The sequence below is a fragment of the Aromatoleum tolulyticum genome (assembly GCF_900156155.1).
GTDB lineage: Bacteria > Pseudomonadota > Gammaproteobacteria > Burkholderiales > Rhodocyclaceae > Aromatoleum > Aromatoleum tolulyticum.
Genome location: NZ_FTMD01000013.1, coordinates 81,541 through 100,087 on the forward strand (window position 1 = coordinate 81,541; position 18,547 = coordinate 100,087).

Consider the following 18,547-nt stretch of genomic DNA (forward strand, 5'->3'; position numbering starts at 1 on the left):
GGATGCGATGAGCGCGCAACAGCCGTCGATCTGCTTCGTGATTCCCTATTTCGGCCGCTGGCCGTTCTGGATGCCCTTTTTCGTCGCGAGCTGCCGCGCCAATCCGACCGTCGACTGGCTGCTCTTCTCGGACTGCGGACCGATTCCCGACTGCCCGCCGAACGTGCGCGTCGTGGACACCACCTACCAGGACTATTGCGCCCGCGTCGCGCGCGCGCTCGACATCCCCTTCGCGCCGAAGAATCCCTACAAGCTGTGCGACGTGAAGCCGGCCTTCGGCTACATCCACGAGGACGAGCTGCGGGATTACGATTTCTGGGCTTTCGGCGACCTCGACCTCGTGTGGGGCGACCTGCGCGCGTATTTCACGGCCGAGCGGCTAGCGCGGAAGGACCTCTTCGCGACCCACGCACGGCGCATCTCGGGGCACTGCTGCCTGGTGAGGAACACGCGGGAAATGCGCGAGGCCTTCCGGCTGATGCGGGACTGGCAGCCGCGCATGACCGACCAGCAGCACCATGCGCTCGACGAAGGGGCATTCAGCCGGATCTTCATCCGCTACAAGAATCTTCCCGATCGGGTCGCGCATCTGCCGCGCCTGCTCAACCCGTGGTATCGGCGCGCCGAATTCGTCGAGGCTTTCAGCACGCCCGACGCGAAGGTCGCGTGGGTCGACGGCGGTTTCGATTTTCCGCAGCGCTGGTTCTGGGACCGCGGCCGGCTGACCAACGATCGCGACGGCGTCCGCGTCTTCCCCTACCTGCATTTTGTCGTGTGGAAGAAGCATGCCTGGAAGGGGCTGGCGGCGCAGGATGCGGCCGCGCTCGCAGCCCTTGCCGCCTCCGGCCGGTGGGCCGTCGATGCGCGGGGATTCCATCCGCTCGGCGAGGCCGTGGCATGAAGATTCTGTTGTTGGTCCAGCAGGAGCAGCGGGTCATCCTCGACCGCCTTTACGAGGGCATCGCGGCGCATACGGACTGCGACCTGCGCTGGCTCGGCCGCGAAGACCAGGCGAACTTGCGGCGCTATTTCCGGCACAACGTCCGCGTCGACGACTACGAGCGCATCGTGTTCTTCCTGCGCTTCAAGCAGGAGATCCGCCAGGTGCCGTTCATCCGCACCGTGCCGAATCTCGTGATCCTCGAGCACGACGCCTGCCAGAACTATTTCCCCGGCAAGTACCAGGGAAAGTTCAGCCGCCACTATGCGCAACTGCCGTGGGCGCGCGTGATTTCGTCCGGCTTCACGGTTGCGCAGCGCCTGCGCGAAGAAGGCGTCGACGCGGTGTTCGTGCCCAAGGGCTACGACCAGACGATGCTGCGCAACCTTGGCCTGGAGCGCGACATCGAACTCGCCTTCGTCGGCAGCACCAAGAGTTCGGTGTATACGGAGCGTCGCCGGATGCTCGACGAGATCGGCGCGCGCGAGCAACTCCTGATCACCCGCACGGCTTCCGGCGACGAGTATCTGCGCACGCTGAACCGCATCCGCTTCTTCGTCGGTGCCGATGCCGGAATCGGCGAGTACATGATCAAGAATTTCGAGGCGATGGCCTGCGGCTGCGTGCTGTGCGCGAACGATCAGGGCGCCGGGGAAAACGCCGCGCTGGGCTTCCGCGACATGGAAAACGTCGTGCTGTATCGCGATGCGGCGGAACTGAGCGCGAAGCTCGCCCTGCTGCGCGAGGACGCGGGCCTCGCCGCGCGGATTGCCGCAGCCGGACAGGCGCTGGCCGAGCGCGAATACCGTTTCGACCGTCTCGGCGAGAAGATTGCGCTAGCACTCGAGCCGCCACTGCGCCCCAGACCGCCGCTGGGGGCGATCGAGCGCTTCCGTCTGCAATTCGGCTTCTAAGGCGTCGCGATGTGCTTATACGGCTGCAGGAAGCGATCTGTCAGGCGCGTGTTTCTGCGCGCCGGCCGGCCGAGTCAACTTGGTGAAGCGGGATGAGAAGGTATCTCTGGAAACTTGTTCCGAAACAGGCGCGTGAATCCATCCTCAACCGCCTGTCGGTCGTCGATCGTTCCGCGATCGACAAGATCCTGTCGGAAAGCGTCCGCCTGCCGGTCGATTTCGAGCGCCATTCGTGCATTTTCATCCATGTGCCGAAGTGTGCCGGGAGCAGCGTGAAGCGCGCCCTGTTTCCGGAAAGGACGCACGGGCATATGCCGCTGTGGTTCTACGAAAGAAATTTTCCGGAGTTCTTCGAGCGGGCGTTCAAGTTCTGCTTCGTCCGGAATCCGCTCGACCGCGCGTATTCGGCCTACCAGTATCTGCGCTCCAATCGGGACATCGAGCGCGATCAGGCGGCGCGCCACATGGTGATGCGCTACGACACCTTCGACGAATTCGTGCAGAAGTGGTTGTGCGAGGAGACCGCCCGAATGCAGATGCACTTCGCCCCGCAGTGGCTGTTCTTGTGCGATTCGTTGGGCCAGTTGCGCATCGACTTCATCGGACGGCAGGAGTCGATGGCGGCAGATTTCCTGCGTGTGTGCATGAAGCTCGGGGTGGACGCCAGGCTGGAGCAGACGAATGTCACTCCCCCTGCGCCTCCTGCGCAGACGTTCGAGGCGCGCACGATCGACAGGATCCGTCGCGTCTACGAGCGCGATTACGAACTATTGGGTTACTGAGGCAGACTGAGCATGGCCATCAAGTTGTACTGGTGCCGCGGCAAGGGGCGGGACGATCCGGGGCAGAGGAATTTCGGCGATTACCTCTCGCCGCTGATCGTCGAGATGGCTGCGCGCAAGCCGGTCGAATATGCGCCCATTCACAAGGCCGACATGATGGCGATCGGCTCCATCATGAACCGCGAGCAGAAGGCGAAACGCTTCCTCGTGCCGCGCTGCCTGCATGTCTGGGGAAGTGGCACGGACGCGCCGGAGCGGGAGTACTCGGCGCGGCATCACTATCACGCGGTACGCGGCCGTCTCACGCGCGAGCAGATAGAAGGGGGCGAGAGCCTTCAGAAAATGGCACTGGGGGATCCGGGGCTGCTCGCGGATCGCTGGTGGGAAGGCAGGCCGAAGCCGGCGAAGCGCTTTACCCTCGGGTTCATTCCGCATTACGTGGATCAGACCGCCCCCATCGTTGAGCAGGTCGGCGCGCTGCCCGGCGTGAAGGTCATCGACGTCTACTGGCCGGTCGAGGAGGTCCTCAAGGCGATCCAGGAGTGCCATCTGATCGTCTCGTCGAGCATGCATGGCCTGATCGTCTCGGACGCCTTCGGGGTTCCGAACCGGCGCATCGCGATCTCGCGCGGCATGATCTCCGACTACAAGTTTGCCGACTACTATTCGGCCTTCGGGATCGCGGAACCGGCCTGCCTCACTCCGGAGGACTTCCTCGCGAGCGCCACGCGCGGTTTCGAGGCGCTGGTCGGGGAATGCGAGCGCCCCGGCATCGAGGGTATCAAGGACAATCTGTTGGCGGTGTTTCCGTCGCTCTGAGGTCTTCTTGCTAAAGCTGGATTTGCGCGACGGCCGCGCAGCCTATTGGCTGGCATCGGTCATGTTGTTCGTCTTCTGCGTATCGTTCTACACGCCGATATCGTCCAAGGCGTCGAACAACATCTTCTATATCGGCCTCGGCCTGCCGGCGCTGGCGTGGTGGCTGTCCCGGCCGCGCGCGGCGCTCGGCCTGTTTCGTGTGGCGCCTGCGTTCTCTGTCGCCTACGCGCTGCTCGCGGCGTGGCTCAGCCTGGTGGATATCGCTTTCCTGAAGGACTCGTTGTACCTTATCGCGCTGTTCCTGTGCTGCGCGATGCTCGAGCGGCGGGGACATGGAGTGGTCGCGGCGTTCTGCGCGTTCGCCCTCGTCAGTGCGGGACTGTTTGCCTTCGCCGTCTTCGACTGGCTTCGCCTGGTCGGCACGCTCGATGTCTGGCCACGGGTGGTCCTGTCGGGTCAGGGGCAGAACCCCGTCTATGCGGCCTTGCTGACGATCTCCTCATTTACGTTTCTGTGGCTTTTTTTCCTCGAGCGTCGTCTGGCGTCTCGTCCGCGCTGGGTTTTCTGGGGTGCGCTGGCGCTCCTGACAGCGCTTTGCGGCATGTGCGCGGTCGTCTTTCAGGCCCGCTCCGCACTCATCGGTTTTGCGGCCTTCTTTGTCGCCTATCTGGTTCAACGTCGCCTCGTCATTGTCGGATTGATCCTCGGGACTGTCGCGGTGGCGGCTCTGTCATTCTCCGGGCTGGGCGAAGCATTGCTCGAACGCGGATTGAGCTTTCGCCTCGATATCTGGCACGACGCGCTGCGACGCCTGTCGTCCGACTGCAACGTGTGGGTCGGTTGCGGCAAGGACGACTATCGCTTCCTCGGGCAGTTTTTCCATGCCCACAGCGCCTACGTTTCGATTCTCTACGAGGGGGGAGCGATCGGTCTGGCGCTTTTCCTCGCGATGGCCCTCGCGTTCTTCGTTGCCGCATGGCGGAGCCGTTCGCGCTGGCTGCTGGTCGCACTCGTCGGTTGGGTCGGGGTGGCGACGACGACGCCGGGGGTGATCGTTTCGCCGCGCACGCTATGGGTGTTCTTCTGGATCCCGACGCTGATGGCCGTGCTCGAAAGCGGCCGTCCCGCGCTGGAAGCCTACTACCGCGTGCGGGACGAGATTAGCCGGCGCGGTTGAGGTTGGGCATGCGAGTCATGTGCTCCGGCTCGAGATGGATGCCGGAAGCCGCGTTGTAGTGCGTGAGGAAACGCAGTGCGCCGACTTCGTTGATGAGACGTGTATCGGCCTTGTAGCGGAACACGTGGCGGAAGTTGCGCACGCGCTTGTGGCGGCTGATCGGGGCGCGCTGCACGCTCATGTCGGAGACGTCGATCAGGCCGAATGCGCCGTCGGGCATGAGCAGGACGTTGCCCAGGTGCAGGGAGCGGAAGTAGATGCCCTCGTCGTGGAGCCTGGCGATGAAGCCGGCGAGCCGCAGCAGCAGGGCGGAGCGCGCGTCCGTGTCCAGGCCGGGCAGCAGGCTGCGGATGGTGTCGCCGGGCAGGGGCCAGTAGCGCACGGCGGTCTTGCGTTCGCTGTCGAGATCGTAGCTCTCGAGCACCTGCGGGCAGGGAATGCCGCGGGCGGCGAGGGCTTCGGCGTTGCGCCGGAAGCAGTCGGCGGGCGGAAAGAACAGCGCCGAGGACAGGAAGCGCTTGCGGCGGAAGAGCTTGAGGAAGGACCCGTCGGCGAGGCGCAGGACCTTTTCGCCGCGCGGGTCGGCTTCGATGACCGTCGCGCCCTTGCGCAAGGCGGAAAAGGCTTCACGGTTGAGTGGGGTCACTGGGCGCTGCCGCGAGAATCAAAGGTACAATTTTAACCCGCATGTTGCAGTGCACGCCGGTTTTTGCGGCAGTGCACGAATCCCCTTTCCGGAAGCTCCATAACTTGAAGCGCAATAAAGACACGCAGTCCGCTTCCAGCCTCAAGATCTATGTCCGCCTGCTGAGCTACGTGCGGCCCTATGTGCCGGCATTCGCGCTCAGCATCGTCGGCTTCCTGATCTTCGCGTCGTCGCAGCCGATGCTGGCGGGCATCCTGAAGTACTTCGTGGACGGGCTGTCGAATCCCGACGCGGCGCTGTTCGCCGGCGTGCCGCTGCTGGAGTCGCTGCCGTTGATGAAGGCGGTGCCGGTGCTGATCGTCGCGATCGCGGTGTGGCAGGGGCTCGGGTCCTACCTCGGCAACTACTTCCTCGCCAAGGTCTCGCTGGGCCTCGTGCAGGATCTGCGGCTGGCGCTGTTCGACAGCCTGCTGCGCCTGCCGAACCGCTATTTCGACGAGACCAACTCCGGGCACCTGATCTCGCGCATCACCTTCAACGTGACGATGGTCACCGGCGCGGCGACCGACGCGATCAAGGTGGTGATCCGCGAGGGGCTGACGATCGTGTTCCTGTTCGGCTATCTGCTGTGGATGAACTGGAAGCTGACGCTGGTGATGCTCGCGATCCTGCCGGTGATCGGGGTGATGGTGACGAGCGCGAGCCGCAAGTTCCGCAAGCAGAGCAAGAAGATCCAGGCAGCGATGGGCGACGTGACGCACGTGGCGTCGGAAACGATCCACGGCTACCGCGTCGTGCGCAGCTTCGGCGGCGAGGCCTACGAGTCGCGGCGCTTCCGCGCGGCGAGCGAGGACAACACGCGCAAGCAGTTGAAGATGGTGAAGACCGGCGCGACCTACACGCCGATGCTGCAGCTGGTGAGCTACACGGCAATGTCGGTGCTGCTGTTCCTGGTGTTGTGGCTGCGCGGCGATTCGTCGGTGGGGGATCTGGTCGCCTACATCACCGCGGCCGGTCTGCTGCCGAAGCCGATCCGCCAGCTCTCGGAGGTCAGTTCCACGATCCAGAAAGGGGTCGCCGGGGCGGAGAGCATCTTCGAGCAGCTCGACACGCCGCCCGAGGAGGATCGCGGCTCGGTCGAGCGCGAGCGCGTTGGCGGGCGGCTGGACGTGCGCCAGCTGAGCTTCCGCTATCCCGGCTCCGATCGTGTCGTGCTCGACGGCATCGATTTCTCTGTCGAGCCGGGGCAGATGGTGGCGCTGGTCGGGCGCTCGGGCAGCGGCAAGTCGACGCTCGCGAACCTGATCCCGCGCTTCTACCACCACGAGCGCGGGCAGATCCTGCTCGACGGCGTGGATGTCGAGGATTACACGCTGAAGAACCTGCGCCGCCACATCGCGCTGGTGACGCAGCAGGTGACGCTCTTCAACGACACGGTGGCGAACAACATCGCCTACGGGGATCTCGCCGGCGCGCCGCGCGCCACGGTCGAGGCTGCCGCGCAGGCGGCTTTCGCGGCGGAGTTCATCGAGCGCCTGCCGCAGGGTTACGACACCGAGATCGGCGAGAACGGCGTGATGCTGTCGGGCGGGCAGCGCCAACGCCTGGCGATCGCGCGTGCGCTGTTGAAGGATGCGCCGGTGCTGATCCTCGACGAGGCGACCTCGGCGCTCGACACCGAGTCGGAGCGCCATATCCAGGCCGCACTCGACCGCGTGATGAGCGGGCGCACGACGATCGTGATCGCGCACCGGCTATCGACGATCGAGAAGGCCGACGTGATCATGGTGATGGAGCAGGGGCGTATCGTCGAGCGCGGCACGCACGCGGAGCTCCTCGCGCGCGACGGCGCGTATGCGCGACTGCATGCGATGCAGTTCGCGGAACAGGGCGAAGGGGCTGCCGCCGGCTGAGATTGGCCCGGTTTTGTAGGGCGGGATGCGCTGCGCTACTCCCGCCCTACGATGCCGGGTATCACTGCGCCGCGCGGCGGTTGTCGTACATCATGTAGCGCGAGGTCTCGTGGAGCCCTCGGGCCAGTGCGGCCAGACGCGCGAATTCTTCCGGGTGGGCGTCGGCGACGTTGTCGGTGGGCGTCTTCGACGCGAGGTCGTGCATCGTCGCCTTGCTGCCGTCGTGGTTCATCTGCACGAGGAAGTTGCGCGTGACGGCGCCGATCAGCGGGAAGGCGCCTTCGCGCAGGATCACGTGCACGGCACGCTCGCCTTCGGGCGCGGGGAGCTGCACGTCGCGGCCGAGCGCGCCGTTGCGGTACTCGACTCCGAGCAGGCCGGCGACGGTCGGCATCAGGTCGACGAGGCTGGCGGCTTCCTCGAACACGCGCGGCTTCAGCAATTTGGGCGCGTAGATCACCGCCGGGACGTGCGTGCTTTCGAGGTTGAGCTGCTCGAAGGCGGGCGGCATGAAGGGCAGGCGGCTGATGCGGCCGTTGTGGTCGCCGAAGAGCACGAAGATGGTGTTGTCGAACCAGCCGTCGCGTTTCGCGATCTCCATCAGGCGGCCGATGTTGTGGTCGAGCAGGCGCACCGCGTTGTACTGGTCGACGTCCTGGAAGCTCGCGTCCTGTACTTCCTGCAGCGAGGGCTTGCGGATCTCGAAGCCCTCGTTGTCCGCGGGAATGGTGTAGGGGCGGTGGTTGCCGGCGGTCTGGAGGTAGGCGAAGAAGGGGCGCCTGGCGGCGTCGGCCTTCAATAGCGTGCTGCTCTCGCGGAACAGGTTGAGATCCGAGATGCCCCATACGTCGTCGTTGGGCGACTTCCACGCGCCTTCCTCGACCAGCTCGATGCCGTCGATGCTGCTCTGGATCAGTGCGTTCATGTTGGCCCAGCCGGCGCTGCCGCCGATCGCGTACACCTTGCGGTGTTCCTTCAGCGCGTTGACCACGGTGTGCTGGTTGCTGATGAAGGGGTTGCGCGTCGCGCTCTCGGCGCGGGCGGCGTCGGGGATGCCGGTGATGCTGGCCCACACGGTCTTCGCGGTGCCCGAGACGGGGACGTGGAAGTTGCGGAACAGCCAGCCTTCGCGCGCGATCCGGTCGAGGTTGGGGGTCGGGTCGAGCGGGTTGCCGAAGGTGCCTAGGCGGCTCGCGCCGAGCGATTCGAGCATCACGAAGACGACGTTGGGTGCGCGCTGGAACTGCAGACGGTGCGGCTGCGGGCCGATCTGGCGCGTCACCGTGAGCTTCTCCGGGTCGGGTTCGGTGACGCCGAGGTAGCGGACCATCGTTTCGTAGTGCTTGGCCACCTGCGCGCGGTCGAAGGTTTCCTGCGGCGTGCGGATCGTGTCGTAGATGAAGATCACCGGGTTGAGGCCCAGCGCGCCGACTGCCGAGTTGCCGGACACGAAGGCGTCGCTCCAGCGCAGCGGTACGGGGTTCGAGGGGTTGATGCTGGTGAGGCGCCCGATCAGGCCCAGCAGGGTCAGGATCGTCAGCGCGACGGCGGCGACGGCCGCACGCGAGAGCGTCGGTGTCACGCGCGCCGGCCGGTCGAGGAGGCGGCGTTCGAGGCGGATCGCGGCCCACAGCACCAGTACGGAGGCGGCGAGCCAGCCGGCGGCGATCTTCAGCACCGGGTAGCTCTGCCACAGCATGCCGGCGGAGATGTCCGTGTTGCCGAGGAAGCGCAGGATGGTCGAGTTGATGCGCAGGCCGAGGTAGTCGTAGTGGCCGAAGTCGAGCACGTAGAGGAGCAGGACGAGGAGGATCGCGAGGCCCAGGTAGAGCCGCGACAGGCCGCGCACGGCACGGCAGCGCACGAGGTTGGCGCGCGGCAGGAAGGCGAGCAGCGCCACCGGCAGCATCATCAGGATCGCCAGACGCAGGTCGAAGCGCAGGCCGATACCCACGGCCTCGACGATGCGCTCGCTGCCGATGCCGCCCATCGCGTCGAAATCCGCGAAGCCGATCAGGAAGGCGCCGCGCAGCAGTGCGAAGACGATGAAGAACAGGGCGGTGCCGCCGAGCAGGTAGCGCACGCGGCGGGAGTGGAGCCAATCGGTCAGGAGCATGGGTGTTCGGGTATCAAAGAGCGCTCAGGGGCGGCCGGGCAGCATCGCGTCGAGCCAGCGATGAAGCGGCGAATCCGCGGGCCAGTTGCGCAGGAAGCGCGCGCGATCGCGGCGCCAGGCGCGGTGGAAGCCAGCGATTGTAGCGTGCTGGCGGGCGGCATCAAGGTCGATCAGCAAGGACTTGTTGCCGTCCCATAGCAGGTTGGTGGCCTTCAAATCACCATGGCTTATGCGCTCCCGATACAGGGTGTCGAAAAGCGTCTTGAGCGATGCGGCTTCCGCGGGCGTGGGTGCCGCGTCGGGCTGGAGATGCGCGCGCATGTCGGGGCCGCCGCAATATTCGGTGACGAGCCACGCGCGCGCGCGCAACGGGCCCCAGCGCTCCTCGATCAGCGCGAGCGGCCTGGGCGTCGGGATGCCGAAGAGGGACAGGCGATGCCCCTCGCGCCACGAGTGCCAGGCACGCGTCGGGCGCCACGCGCGCGAGATCGCGTGGCCGAGGTGCTTGAGGTTGTAGCGCTTGACGACGAGCTGGCGGCCGCCGACTTCGACGCGCGCGACGGTGCAGGTGTTGCCGCGCTTGAGCGAATGGCCGGACTCTATCCAGCGGTCGGGGTCGGCGAGCAGCGGCGCGAGCGCGTCGGCCTCGCTGCGTACGACGGCTTCGAAGCGGTGCAGGCTGCGGCGCACGCGGAACAGCGTGCAGTCGCGGCCGGTCTTGGCGAGGTAGTCGCGCAGGCGCCAGGCGCGCTCGTGGTGCAGCGCGCGGGCGAGCGCGGCATCGTCGAGGGCGGGGGCGCCGCCGTCGCGGTAGGCGTCGAGGAGCGGTGCCAGCGCGCCGTCCCAGGTGCGCGGCAGTTGCGCGATCAGCATCGCGAGGTCGCGCGCGGCGGGTTTGGCGGCGAGCGGTGCGTTGGCGGTCGTGACGGCGTCGCCGTCGATGAGGTACAGGCGCCCGTCGTGCAGCAGGAAGTTGCCGAAGTGCAGGTCGTCGTGGGCGAGGCCGGCGCAATGCAGGCGTCCGAGCAGACTGAAGGCGGGGGCGAGCAGCGCAAGGGCGGCGGCGTCGCCGGGCGCGCGCTCGGCGAGCGGGCGCCAGTGCTCGAGGAGCGTCGTCGCGCCGTCGAGAAATTCGGTCGTCAGCAGGTGGCCGCCGCCGGGCAGCGCGGCCGCGGCGGCCAGGGCGGGGGTCGGGATGCCGGCCGCGGCGAGCGCAGCGATGCCTTGCCGTTCGCGCTCGGCGCGGCGGGCGCTGTCCTTGTCGACGAAGAGCTTCGCGAGCACGCGGCGGCCGTCGAGCAGGCTGTCGCCGACGATGCGCTTGCCGGGCAGCACGCGCAGCAGGTGCGTCATGGTGAGTTCGCGGCCGTCGGCGAGCGTGACGCGGAAGGGCACGTCGGGGGTGCGTCCGGCGGCGCGCAGCGCGGCCGCGTCCGCGAGCGGGAGGGTTGGCGGAAGCAGGGCGGTCATCGGCGGGCAGCCTTGCGGTGGCGGCGCTGCAGGACGCTGCGCGCGAGGTGCGCGGCGGCGTCGTCGAGGGCGTCGCGGCCGAGGTAGCGCAGCAGGAAGCGCAGGCGCTCGGTGGCGGCGGGGCCGCGGGTGTGGCGGTTCAGCGCGTCGAGGTCGCGCACGCGGTCGCGGGCACCGAGGAACAGCGGGCGGGTCTTTTCGAGGTCGATCAGGCGCGCGCTGGCGCGGCCGCTGTCGACGCGCACGAAGACGTGCTTGGGGTACAGGCAGTTGTGCAGGTGACCGGCGCCGTGCAGCGTGCGCGCGAGGCCGGCGACGGCATCGACGATCGCGCGCCGTGTCGCGCGCGGCAGCGCCGGCCAGTCGGCGAGCCAGCGGTCGAGCGGCTTGTGATCGTCGAGTGCGCGCGTCACGAGCAGCGCGCAAACCTTGCCGGCGATGCGGCGCTGGCCGAAGAACACCGCTTCGAGCGCGGGCACGTCGTCGTGCTGGTAGCGGCGGATGTTGCGGAATTCGCGCGCGAAGGTGGCTTCTCCGAGCGGGTGGCGCAGGCTGCGGCTGAGGTGGTCGATCTGGCGCTTGAGGTAGAAGGCGTGCACCGTGCCGTCGGCGTCGACGAGCTCCAGCCGGCTCACGCTGCTCCAGCCGCCGCGGCCTGTGTTGGGGGCGTCCACGCTGTCGAGTTCGAGCGCCCACAGCGCCGCGAAGCGGTCGAGGCCGTGCCGGGCGAACAGTGTGCGGGCGGAGTCGGCGATGTAGTCGTCGCTCACCTTACTCGCGTCCTTCGAAAAACGCCGTGATGCGCCGGATGCGGCGCTTGTCGGCCGCATCGAGGCGGCGTTTGCCGGCGTAGTCGAGGTAGAAGCGCAGGCGCTGCGTGCGCGTGAGGTGGTACTTCGCGACCTTGTCGAGGCAGGCGAGGTCCTTGACGATGCGGTAGGCGAGCAGGGGGCCGCGCCAGAACGTGCCGCCGGGGCAATCGATGAGGTAGAGGCGGGGGGCGTGGCCTGTGGCGTCGTCCTTGCCTTCCCCGCCTTCATCGACGAGCAGGTTGCGCCACTTCAGGTCGTTGTGCGCGAAGCGGTGGGCGTGCAGCGTGCGCGTGATGTCCGCGAGCTGCCGCGACACGCCGGCGACCCAGCGGCGGTCCTTCAGGCGCGGATCGTGAGTGAGTGCGAGCTTGGCGAGGTCGGTCGTGCGCGGCAGCTCGGCGGTGATCATCGCGCCGCGTGCGAAGGCGCCCAGGCGGCGCTCCATGCCCCAGGCGACGACGGTTGCGGTCGGGATGCCCCAGGCGGCGAAGTGGCGCAGGTTCTGCCATTCGGCCTTCACGCGCGGCCGGCCGAGCCAGCGCCGCAGGTGCTTGCCGGCGCCGTGGTAGCGTTTGACATAGTAGTGGCGGCCGGCGACCTCGACCTTCAGCACTTCGCTGAGCGGATCGCGCGCAACGCGCTGGCCCGTGAGTGCGAACACCGCGTCGAGCGAGCCGAAGGCGGTGAGCGGTGCGCCGTCGTCGCCGGTCGTGCGCAGGTAGTCCGGGTTCAGCTTCCAGCCGCTCATCGTTGCAGCGCCGGCCGGTGGGCGAACTTGCGCTCGTAGCGGCGCTTGAGGCGTGCGGCCTCGCGTTCGAGGTGCGCGAACAGACGCGCTTCGCGCTTGAGCGTGTCGCGCAGCGGGCCGGGGAAGTAGTCGCGCAGGAAGCGCAGCTTGTCGCGCCGCGTGAGGCCGATGTCGAGCGCCGAGAAGTACAGCGCCGCGAGGTCCTTGTCGCGCCAGCGCCGCGGCGTGCGCTCGCGCAGCTGCGCGCGGTGCAGGTCGATCACCGACAGGCGCAGCCGGTCGGGGGCGGGCGGTGGGTCGAGATCGAGCAGGAAGTGCACCAGGTAGAAGTCGCGGTGGTTGATGCCGGCCTCGTGCATGCCGCGTGCGATGCGGGTGACTTCCCTGAGCAGCGCGCGCTTGAGGGCGACCGGCGGCGGGTTGTCGGCCCAGTCGCGGGTGAAGGCGTCGAGGTCGGTCGTCGGCTCCAGCGCTTCGGTGATGAGGAAGGATTCGCGCCGCGCCGGGCCGCTTCCGCGGTCGCCGAAGGCCACTGCCGTCATCGTGCCAAGTCCGTGCGCGTGGAAGGCCTGGATCGCGCGCCATTCGTTCTCGGCGCCGAGCACCGGCAGGCGCCCGCGCACGAGGTTCTCGAGGATCTCGCCCCAGCCGATGCCGCGGTGCAGCTTGGCGTAGTAGCCGCGTCCGTCGATCTCGAAGCGGAAGGTGCGCCGGCCTTCGAGTTCGCGCACGACGGTGCCGGTGAGCGCGGCAGCGGCCGCGAAGGGGTCGCGGCCCGCCCATAGCGTTGCGAAGGGTTCGGCGAGGACGACGGTGCTCACTGGACTACCCTCCTGTCTGCGCGACATCCTCCCCACGGGAAGACAAGCGCCCCCTTCGGGCGGCCGGGCGGGGGCGCTCATCTGCGCTGGCCGAGGATCACGTCGGCGGCCCGCTCGGGCAGGCTGTAGAGGTCGTGGCTGTCGGCGTAGGCGAGCGCGTTGCGCTGCCACTGCGCGCGCGCGGCGTCGTCGCCGAGCATCTGCGCGAGTGCGGCATTCATCGCGCCCTGGTCGAAGGGTTCCGCGATGACGCGCCCGGCGTCGGCCTCTGCGATGTAGTGTGCATAGCCGCAGGCGCCGCTGACGAGTGCGGGCAGGCCCGCGACGAGCGCTTCGAGCAGCACCGTGCCGGTGTTCTCGTGGCGCGCGGGGTGCATGAACAGGTCGGCGCCGAGCAGGAAACGCGGCACGTCGTTGCGCCCGCCGGGCAGCGAGACGCGCCCGGCGATGCCGAGCGTGCGCGCCTGGTCCAGGAAAGGTTTGGGATCGTCGGCGCCGAGCGCGATCAGGTGCGTGCGGCGCTTGAGCGGCTCGGGCAGCGCGCCGATCGCCGCGAGCGTGCGGTCCAGGCCCTTGCGCGGGAAGTCGGAACCGATCTGCACGACCAGCAGGTCGTCGTCGGCGAGGCGGAACTCGCGCCGGAATGCGGCACGGATCCCGGCGGCGTTCGCCGGGGCGCGGCGGTCGGGGGCGATGCCCGGCGGCAGCGGGTGGAAGCGGCGCTGCGGCGTGCCGTAATACTGGGCGAACAGGGCTTGCTGCGCGGGCGAGATGGTCAGGATCTCGGTATGCACCTCGGGCGCGAACACCGCGCGCTCGTAGGCCGAGAAGTGGCGGTAGCGTGGGCTGTAGCGGTAGAGGGGTTTCCTCAGGCGGCGTGCCTTGTCCTCGTAGCACGGGTCGGCGGCGTAATACACGTCGAGGCCCGGCATCTTGTTGAAGCCGACGACGCGGTCGGCGGGGCGGCGGCGCAGGTCGGCCTGCACCCAGGCGGTGAATTTCGCGTAGCGGCGGTGGTTGGTGAAGGCCTTCACCGGGACGCGCACGAGTTCGAAGCCCGGCGGGACCTCGCCCTGCCATTCCAGCGCATACACGCGGATGTCGTGGCCGCGCGCCTGGCAGGTCAGCGCGATGCGCAGGAAGTCGCGCTGCAGGCCGCCGAAGGGGAAGTACTTGTACAGGCAGAACGCGAGCTGCATCAACGGGCCTTGCGGTCGAATACGGGCCGTAGCGCGGGGCGCAGCACGGCGCTGCCGTCGTCCGGCTCCGGGGCGGCGAACGCAGGCTCCGCGCACGGGACGCCGTCCGCGATCACGGACTGCAGTGCGCGCCATACCCGCTCCGGCGCGAGGCGCGTGAAGCACAGCGGCTGCTCGGTGGCGAGGTCGAAGCGGGATCGCTCCTCGTCGGTCGGCTCGTGCGTGCAGCGGCGCTGCAGGCAGGGTGCGCAGGCCAGGTTCGACGCGAAATGGAACTGGTTATGGCCCCAGGCGCCGGTGAAGCCGGGGTTGGTCGGCCCGAACAGCGACAGCGTCGGCACGTCGAACGCCGCCGCGAGATGGCCGAGGCCGGTATCGACGGCGACACAGGCGCGCGCGCCGGCGAGCTGCGCGGCGATGCCGGCGAGCCTGAGGCGCGGCAGCACGGTAACGTTGGGCAGGCCGGCAGCGAGGCGTTCGGCGCGTGCACGCTCCTCGTCGTTGCCCCAGGGCAGGCGCACCGCCCAGCCGCCGTCGCGGGCGAGTTCGAGGAGTCGCCGCCAATAGACTTCGGGCCAGTGCTTGGTCGTCCAGGTGGTGCCGTGCAGGAACAGCAGGTAGTCGCCGTCGTCGCGGCCCGGCGGGAGCACGCGGCGGCGGTCGAGGCCGTATTCGCCCGGCCCTTCGGGCAGCGGGTAGCCGAGTGCGCGGGCGAAGAGCTCGCGCACGCGCTCGACCGCGTGGCGGCCGACCGGAACGGCATGGGAATGAGTGTAGAAGCGCGTCGCGAACGGCTCGCGCGCCGAGTTGCGGTCCAGGCCGTGCACCGGCCGGCTGGCGTAGCGCGTCAGGAAGGCGCTCTTGATCAGCCCCTGCGCGTCGATGGTCGCGTCGTAGCGGACCTGCTTCAGGCGGCGGGTGAAGCGCCGCCATTCGCCGCTGCGTAGCGCCGCAAAGGGCGATTTGCGCCAGCGTCGCACGGCGACCGGGATCACTTCATCGACCGCCGGATGCCACGACGGGATTTCGGCGAAGGCTTCCTCGACGACCCAGTCGAAACGGATGCCGGGGATCGCGCGCGCGGCATCGGTCAGCGCCGGCAAGGTGTGGATGACGTCGCCGAGCGACGAGGTCTTGACGACCAGTACGCGCATCAGGCGGCTCCGCGGGTGTCCTGCTGCGCCGTGACGCCCAGCGTCGCCAGCGACGCCAGCACGCTCGCCGGCGTGATCTCGTGCAGGCAGCGGGTGTGGCCGAGCGGGCACACGCGCTCGAAGCACGGCGAGCATTCGATGCGCAGGTAGCGGACCGCGACGCGGTCGGACAGCGGTGGCGTATGGTCCGGGGTCGAGGAGCCGTACACCGCGACCAGCGGCCGGTCGAGCGCCGCGGCGACGTGCATCAGGCCGGAGTCGTTGGTCACCGCCGCCGCGCTCATCGCCAGCAGGTCGACGGCATCGCCGAGCTGGGTGCGGCCGCACAGGTTATGCACGCCGTTCCCCGCCTTGGCGGCGATTTCCTGGCCCGCCGGCGCGTCCTTGGCCGAGCCGAGCACCCACACCTGGTAGCCGCGCTCGACGAGCTCGGCGGCGAGTGCGGCGTAATGCGCGAGCGGCCACTGCTTGGCGGGGCCGTATTCGGCGCCGGGCATGAAGGCGATCGCGGGGCGGTCGGGATCGAGGCCCAGTTCGGCACGCAGGCGCGCCTGGTTGGCCGGGGCCGCGACCAGGCGCGGACGCGGGAAGGGCTGCGGCAGGGGTTTGCCGGCAGGGCGGCCGAGCGCGACGAAGCGCTGCACGGTCATCGGCAGCGCGGCCTTGTCGAGGCGGCGCATGTCGTTGATGAGGCCGTAGCGCATCTCGCCGCGGAAGGCGGTGCGCTGCGGGATGCGGGCGAAGAAGGGCGCCAGCGCGGATTTCAGCGAACCGGGGAGCACGATCGCCTGGTCGTAGTGCCGTCTTGCGAGTTCGCGCCCGAGCCGCCAGCGTTCCTTCAGGCCGAGCTGCCCGTGGCCGAGCGGCATCGCGATGCCGCCGCGCACCTCGGGCATGCGCTCGAGGATGGCCAGCGACCAGCCCGGCGCGAGCACGTCGATGTCGCACGGGCCTTCGGCCTTCAGGGTCATGAAGAGGCTCTGCGCCATCACCATGTCCCCGACCCACGAGGGGCCTACCACCAGGATCTGCCGCGCTGCGGTCATCCGAGGTTCTGCGCCAGCCAGTCCAGGTACTTCGGTACGCCGACCTCCACGGGCATGAATTCGCTCGCGTAGCCGGCGGCGCGCAGCGCATCCATGTCGGCCTGCGTGTAGCTCTGGTAGCGGCCCTTGAGGTGCTCGGGGAAGGCGACATAGTCGATGCCGCCGCCCTTGTGCCACTTGATCGCGGCGCGCGCGACTTCGTTGAAGCTCTGCGCGCGTCCGGTGCCGACGTTGAAGATGCCCGACACCTGCGGATTGTCGAGCAGCCACAGGTTCACGGCGACGACGTCGTCGACGTGGATGAAGTCGCGCCGCTGCTCGCCCGGGCCGTAGCCGTCCGAGCCTTCGAAGAGGCGCAGGCGGCCGCTTTCGTCGAGCTGGTTCTTGAAGTGGTAGGCGACGCTCGCCATGCTGCCCTTGTGCTGTTCGCGCGGGCCGTACACGTTGAAGTAGCGCAGGCCGGCGACCTGGCTCCTGGTGTTCGGCAGGAGCGGGCGCAGGTGGCAGTCGAAGAGGAACTTCGAGTACGCGTACATGTTCAGCGGGCGCTCGAATTCGCGCGCCTCGCGGAACGTCGGGCCCATGCCGTAGACCGAGGCCGAGGACGCGTACAGGAAGGGAATCCCGCGTTCGACGCACCAGCCGAACAGCGCCTTGGTGTATTCGTAGTTCACCGCCATCACGAAGCGGCCGTCCCATTCGGTGGTCGAGGAGCAGGCGCCCTCGTGGAACACCGCCTCGACGCGGCCGAAGTCCTCGCCGGCCTGGACGCGGCGCAGGAAGTCGTCCTTGTCCGCGTAGTCGCGAATGTGCGCGTCGGCGAGGTTCAGGCACTTGCGCCCGTCGGTGAGGTCGTCGACGACCAGGATGTCGGTGATGCCGCGGGCGTTGAGGCCGTGCACGATGTTGCTGCCGATGAAGCCGGCGCCGCCGGTGACGATGTACATGATGACTCCTTGATCAGTGCGTGGCGTCGAGCGCCTCGCGCAGTTCCGCGCAGCTGACGGTCGCGGTGCCGAGCTTGCCGACGACGACGCCGGCGGCGACGTTCGCGAGCGCGGTCGCGTCGGGCAGCGACAGGCCGCACGCGAGTCCCGCGCCGAGTACCGCGACGACCGTGTCGCCGGCACCGGTGACGTCGAACACGTCGCGCGCGCGGGTGGGTAGGTCGAGCGGGGGCTGGCCCTTCTGCAGCAGCGTCATGCCGCGTTCGGAGCGCGTGACGAGCAGCGCCTCGAGGTCGAGCGCGTCACGCAGCGCCTCGCCGCGCTGACGCAGCGTGGCGTCGTCGGCGCAATGCCCTACGACCGCTTCGAATTCGGAAAGGTTCGGCGTGATCACCGTCGCGCCGCAATAGCGGCCGAAATCCGTGCCCTTGGGATCGACGACGACCGGCACCTTGTGTTCGCGCGCGACGCGGATCAGGCTGCCGACCTGTGCGAGCGTGCCCTTGCCGTAGTCGGACAGCACCACCGCGCCACTCGCGCCGACCGCGTCCTCGAAGGCCTGCTCGATGCCGGCGCTCTCCAGCACCGCGAAGCTGTCCTCGAAGTCGAGGCGGATCAGTTGCTGGTGGCGGCTGATGATGCGCAGCTTGGTGATCGTCGGGTGCTGCGGCGCTTCGAGCAGGCGGCAGGCGACGCCGCCCGATTCGAGCCGTTCGCGCAGCAGGCGCGCGGCTTCGTCGCGGCCCACGAGGCCGACGAGCTCGGCGCCGGCGCCCAGCGAGGCAGCGTTGAGTGCGACGTTGCCGGCACCGCCGGCGCGGTACTCGTCCCCCTCGACTTTCACGACCGGTACCGGCGCCTCGGGCGAGATGCGGGTCGTCGAGCCGTGCCAGTAGCGGTCCAGCATCACGTCGCCGACGACGAGCACGCGACCGGCAGAAAAATCGGGCAGGGGGGGCAGCATGGACGGGGAGGGGGACAAAATGGGGAACGGGGCAGCGCGTTGAAAAGTCTGCAATTATCCCACGAACCGGGTAGTGCGC

17 protein-coding genes are annotated in these 18,547 nt (G+C 68.5%); 6 read left to right on the forward strand and 11 right to left on the reverse strand.

The features are described from left to right. Positions 1 to 7: 7 nt before the first annotated feature. From BW991_RS18065 to BW991_RS18085, 5 genes are all read left to right on the forward strand, one after another. Positions 8 to 901 (forward strand): DUF6625 family protein, encoded by an 894-nt coding sequence (locus BW991_RS18065; protein WP_076603514.1) that lies wholly within the window; start codon positions 8 to 10, stop codon positions 899 to 901. Further along, on the forward strand, positions 898 to 1,854 hold the full coding sequence (locus tag BW991_RS18070) for a glycosyltransferase family protein (RefSeq protein WP_076603515.1): 957 nt from the start codon (positions 898 to 900) through the stop codon (positions 1,852 to 1,854). Before BW991_RS18065 ends, BW991_RS18070 begins: the two co-directional genes overlap by 4 nt. Before the next feature lie 92 nt (positions 1,855 to 1,946). Further along, positions 1,947 to 2,636 carry a sulfotransferase family 2 domain-containing protein gene (locus BW991_RS18075; RefSeq protein ID WP_076603516.1) on the forward strand — a complete coding sequence of 230 codons (690 nt, stop codon included), beginning with the start codon at positions 1,947 to 1,949 and terminating at the stop codon, positions 2,634 to 2,636. Positions 2,637 to 2,648: 12 nt separating this feature from the next. After that, positions 2,649 to 3,455, forward strand: a complete 807-nt coding sequence (locus BW991_RS18080) for a polysaccharide pyruvyl transferase family protein (RefSeq protein ID WP_076603517.1) — start codon at positions 2,649 to 2,651, stop codon at positions 3,453 to 3,455. Positions 3,456 to 3,462: 7 nt separating this feature from the next. Beyond that, positions 3,463 to 4,632, forward strand: a complete 1,170-nt coding sequence (locus BW991_RS18085; protein ID WP_244551754.1) for a hypothetical protein — start codon at positions 3,463 to 3,465, stop codon at positions 4,630 to 4,632. On the opposite strand, the gene BW991_RS18090 is transcribed toward BW991_RS18085, so the two are convergent. Continuing rightward, the gene (locus BW991_RS18090) at positions 4,616 to 5,278 is read right to left on the reverse strand and encodes a phosphotransferase (protein WP_076603519.1); all 663 of its coding nucleotides are present in this window, start codon (positions 5,276 to 5,278) and stop codon (positions 4,616 to 4,618) included. The genes BW991_RS18085 and BW991_RS18090 overlap by 17 nt on opposite strands. A gap of 41 nt (positions 5,279 to 5,319) precedes the next feature. Between BW991_RS18090 and msbA the strand changes: the two genes are divergently transcribed. Next, entirely contained in the window at positions 5,320 to 7,191 is a 1,872-nt protein-coding gene (msbA, locus tag BW991_RS18095; protein ID WP_084205144.1) for a lipid A export permease/ATP-binding protein MsbA, read from the forward strand. Between the two features lie 61 nt (positions 7,192 to 7,252). On the opposite strand, the gene BW991_RS18100 is transcribed toward msbA, so the two are convergent. The 10 genes from BW991_RS18100 to rfaE1 all read right to left on the reverse strand — a co-directional run bounded on the left by BW991_RS18100 (position 7,253) and on the right by rfaE1 (position 18,468). Next, positions 7,253 to 9,307, reverse strand: coding sequence for an LTA synthase family protein (locus tag BW991_RS18100; RefSeq protein ID WP_076603521.1), 2,055 nt, complete (start codon positions 9,305 to 9,307; stop codon positions 7,253 to 7,255). 24 nt (positions 9,308 to 9,331) lie between these two features. Further along, positions 9,332 to 10,777 (reverse strand): lipopolysaccharide kinase InaA family protein, encoded by a 1,446-nt coding sequence (locus BW991_RS18105; RefSeq protein ID WP_076603522.1) that lies wholly within the window; start codon positions 10,775 to 10,777, stop codon positions 9,332 to 9,334. Further along, positions 10,774 to 11,547 (reverse strand): lipopolysaccharide kinase InaA family protein, encoded by a 774-nt coding sequence (locus BW991_RS18110; RefSeq protein WP_076603523.1) that lies wholly within the window; start codon positions 11,545 to 11,547, stop codon positions 10,774 to 10,776. Before BW991_RS18110 ends, BW991_RS18105 begins: the two co-directional genes overlap by 4 nt. Position 11,548: 1 nt before the next feature. Further along, a complete protein-coding gene (locus BW991_RS18115) occupies positions 11,549 to 12,337 on the reverse strand; it encodes a lipopolysaccharide kinase InaA family protein (protein WP_076603524.1) in 789 nt (262 codons plus the stop codon). Further along, the gene (rfaP, locus tag BW991_RS18120) at positions 12,334 to 13,158 is read right to left on the reverse strand and encodes a lipopolysaccharide core heptose(I) kinase RfaP (RefSeq protein ID WP_088179633.1); all 825 of its coding nucleotides are present in this window, start codon (positions 13,156 to 13,158) and stop codon (positions 12,334 to 12,336) included. Before rfaP ends, BW991_RS18115 begins: the two co-directional genes overlap by 4 nt. A gap of 77 nt (positions 13,159 to 13,235) precedes the next feature. Then, positions 13,236 to 14,357 carry a glycosyltransferase family 4 protein gene (locus BW991_RS18125; RefSeq protein WP_076603526.1) on the reverse strand — a complete coding sequence of 374 codons (1,122 nt, stop codon included), beginning with the start codon at positions 14,355 to 14,357 and terminating at the stop codon, positions 13,236 to 13,238. Beyond that, complete coding sequence (waaC, locus tag BW991_RS18130; protein WP_076603527.1) at positions 14,357 to 15,511, reverse strand: lipopolysaccharide heptosyltransferase I; 1,155 nt, start codon at positions 15,509 to 15,511, stop codon at positions 14,357 to 14,359. Before waaC ends, BW991_RS18125 begins: the two co-directional genes overlap by 1 nt. After that, positions 15,511 to 16,557 carry a lipopolysaccharide heptosyltransferase II gene (gene waaF, locus BW991_RS18135; RefSeq protein ID WP_076603528.1) on the reverse strand — a complete coding sequence of 349 codons (1,047 nt, stop codon included), beginning with the start codon at positions 16,555 to 16,557 and terminating at the stop codon, positions 15,511 to 15,513. Before waaF ends, waaC begins: the two co-directional genes overlap by 1 nt. Next, entirely contained in the window at positions 16,554 to 17,504 is a 951-nt protein-coding gene (gene rfaD, locus BW991_RS18140; protein ID WP_076603529.1) for an ADP-glyceromanno-heptose 6-epimerase, read from the reverse strand. Before rfaD ends, waaF begins: the two co-directional genes overlap by 4 nt. Before the next feature lie 13 nt (positions 17,505 to 17,517). Then, positions 17,518 to 18,468: a D-glycero-beta-D-manno-heptose-7-phosphate kinase gene (gene rfaE1, locus BW991_RS18145; RefSeq protein WP_076603530.1), complete on the reverse strand. Its 951-nt coding sequence runs from the start codon at positions 18,466 to 18,468 to the stop codon at positions 17,518 to 17,520. Positions 18,469 to 18,547: the final 79 nt, after the last annotated feature.

Bases quoted from the DNA above. Each gene is read 5' to 3' on its own strand.
- rfaD (WP_076603529.1), bottom strand. From the start codon at position 17,504: ATGTACATCGTCACCGGCGGCGCCGGCTTCATCGGCAGCAACATCGTG.
- BW991_RS18070 (WP_076603515.1), top strand. From the start codon at position 898: ATGAAGATTCTGTTGTTGGTCCAGCAGGAGCAGCGGGTCATCCTCGAC.
- msbA (WP_084205144.1), top strand. From the start codon at position 5,320: ATGTTGCAGTGCACGCCGGTTTTTGCGGCAGTGCACGAATCCCCTTTC.
- BW991_RS18080 (WP_076603517.1), top strand. From the start codon at position 2,649: ATGGCCATCAAGTTGTACTGGTGCCGCGGCAAGGGGCGGGACGATCCG.
- BW991_RS18115 (WP_076603524.1), bottom strand. From the start codon at position 12,337: ATGAGCGGCTGGAAGCTGAACCCGGACTACCTGCGCACGACCGGCGAC.
- BW991_RS18105 (WP_076603522.1), bottom strand. From the start codon at position 10,777: ATGACCGCCCTGCTTCCGCCAACCCTCCCGCTCGCGGACGCGGCCGCG.
- BW991_RS18125 (WP_076603526.1), bottom strand. From the start codon at position 14,357: ATGCAGCTCGCGTTCTGCCTGTACAAGTACTTCCCCTTCGGCGGCCTG.
- waaC (WP_076603527.1), bottom strand. From the start codon at position 15,511: ATGCGCGTACTGGTCGTCAAGACCTCGTCGCTCGGCGACGTCATCCAC.
- BW991_RS18065 (WP_076603514.1), top strand. From the start codon at position 8: ATGAGCGCGCAACAGCCGTCGATCTGCTTCGTGATTCCCTATTTCGGC.
- BW991_RS18100 (WP_076603521.1), bottom strand. From the start codon at position 9,307: ATGCTCCTGACCGATTGGCTCCACTCCCGCCGCGTGCGCTACCTGCTC.
- rfaE1 (WP_076603530.1), bottom strand. From the start codon at position 18,468: ATGCTGCCCCCCCTGCCCGATTTTTCTGCCGGTCGCGTGCTCGTCGTC.
- waaF (WP_076603528.1), bottom strand. From the start codon at position 16,557: ATGACCGCAGCGCGGCAGATCCTGGTGGTAGGCCCCTCGTGGGTCGGG.
- BW991_RS18075 (WP_076603516.1), top strand. From the start codon at position 1,947: ATGAGAAGGTATCTCTGGAAACTTGTTCCGAAACAGGCGCGTGAATCC.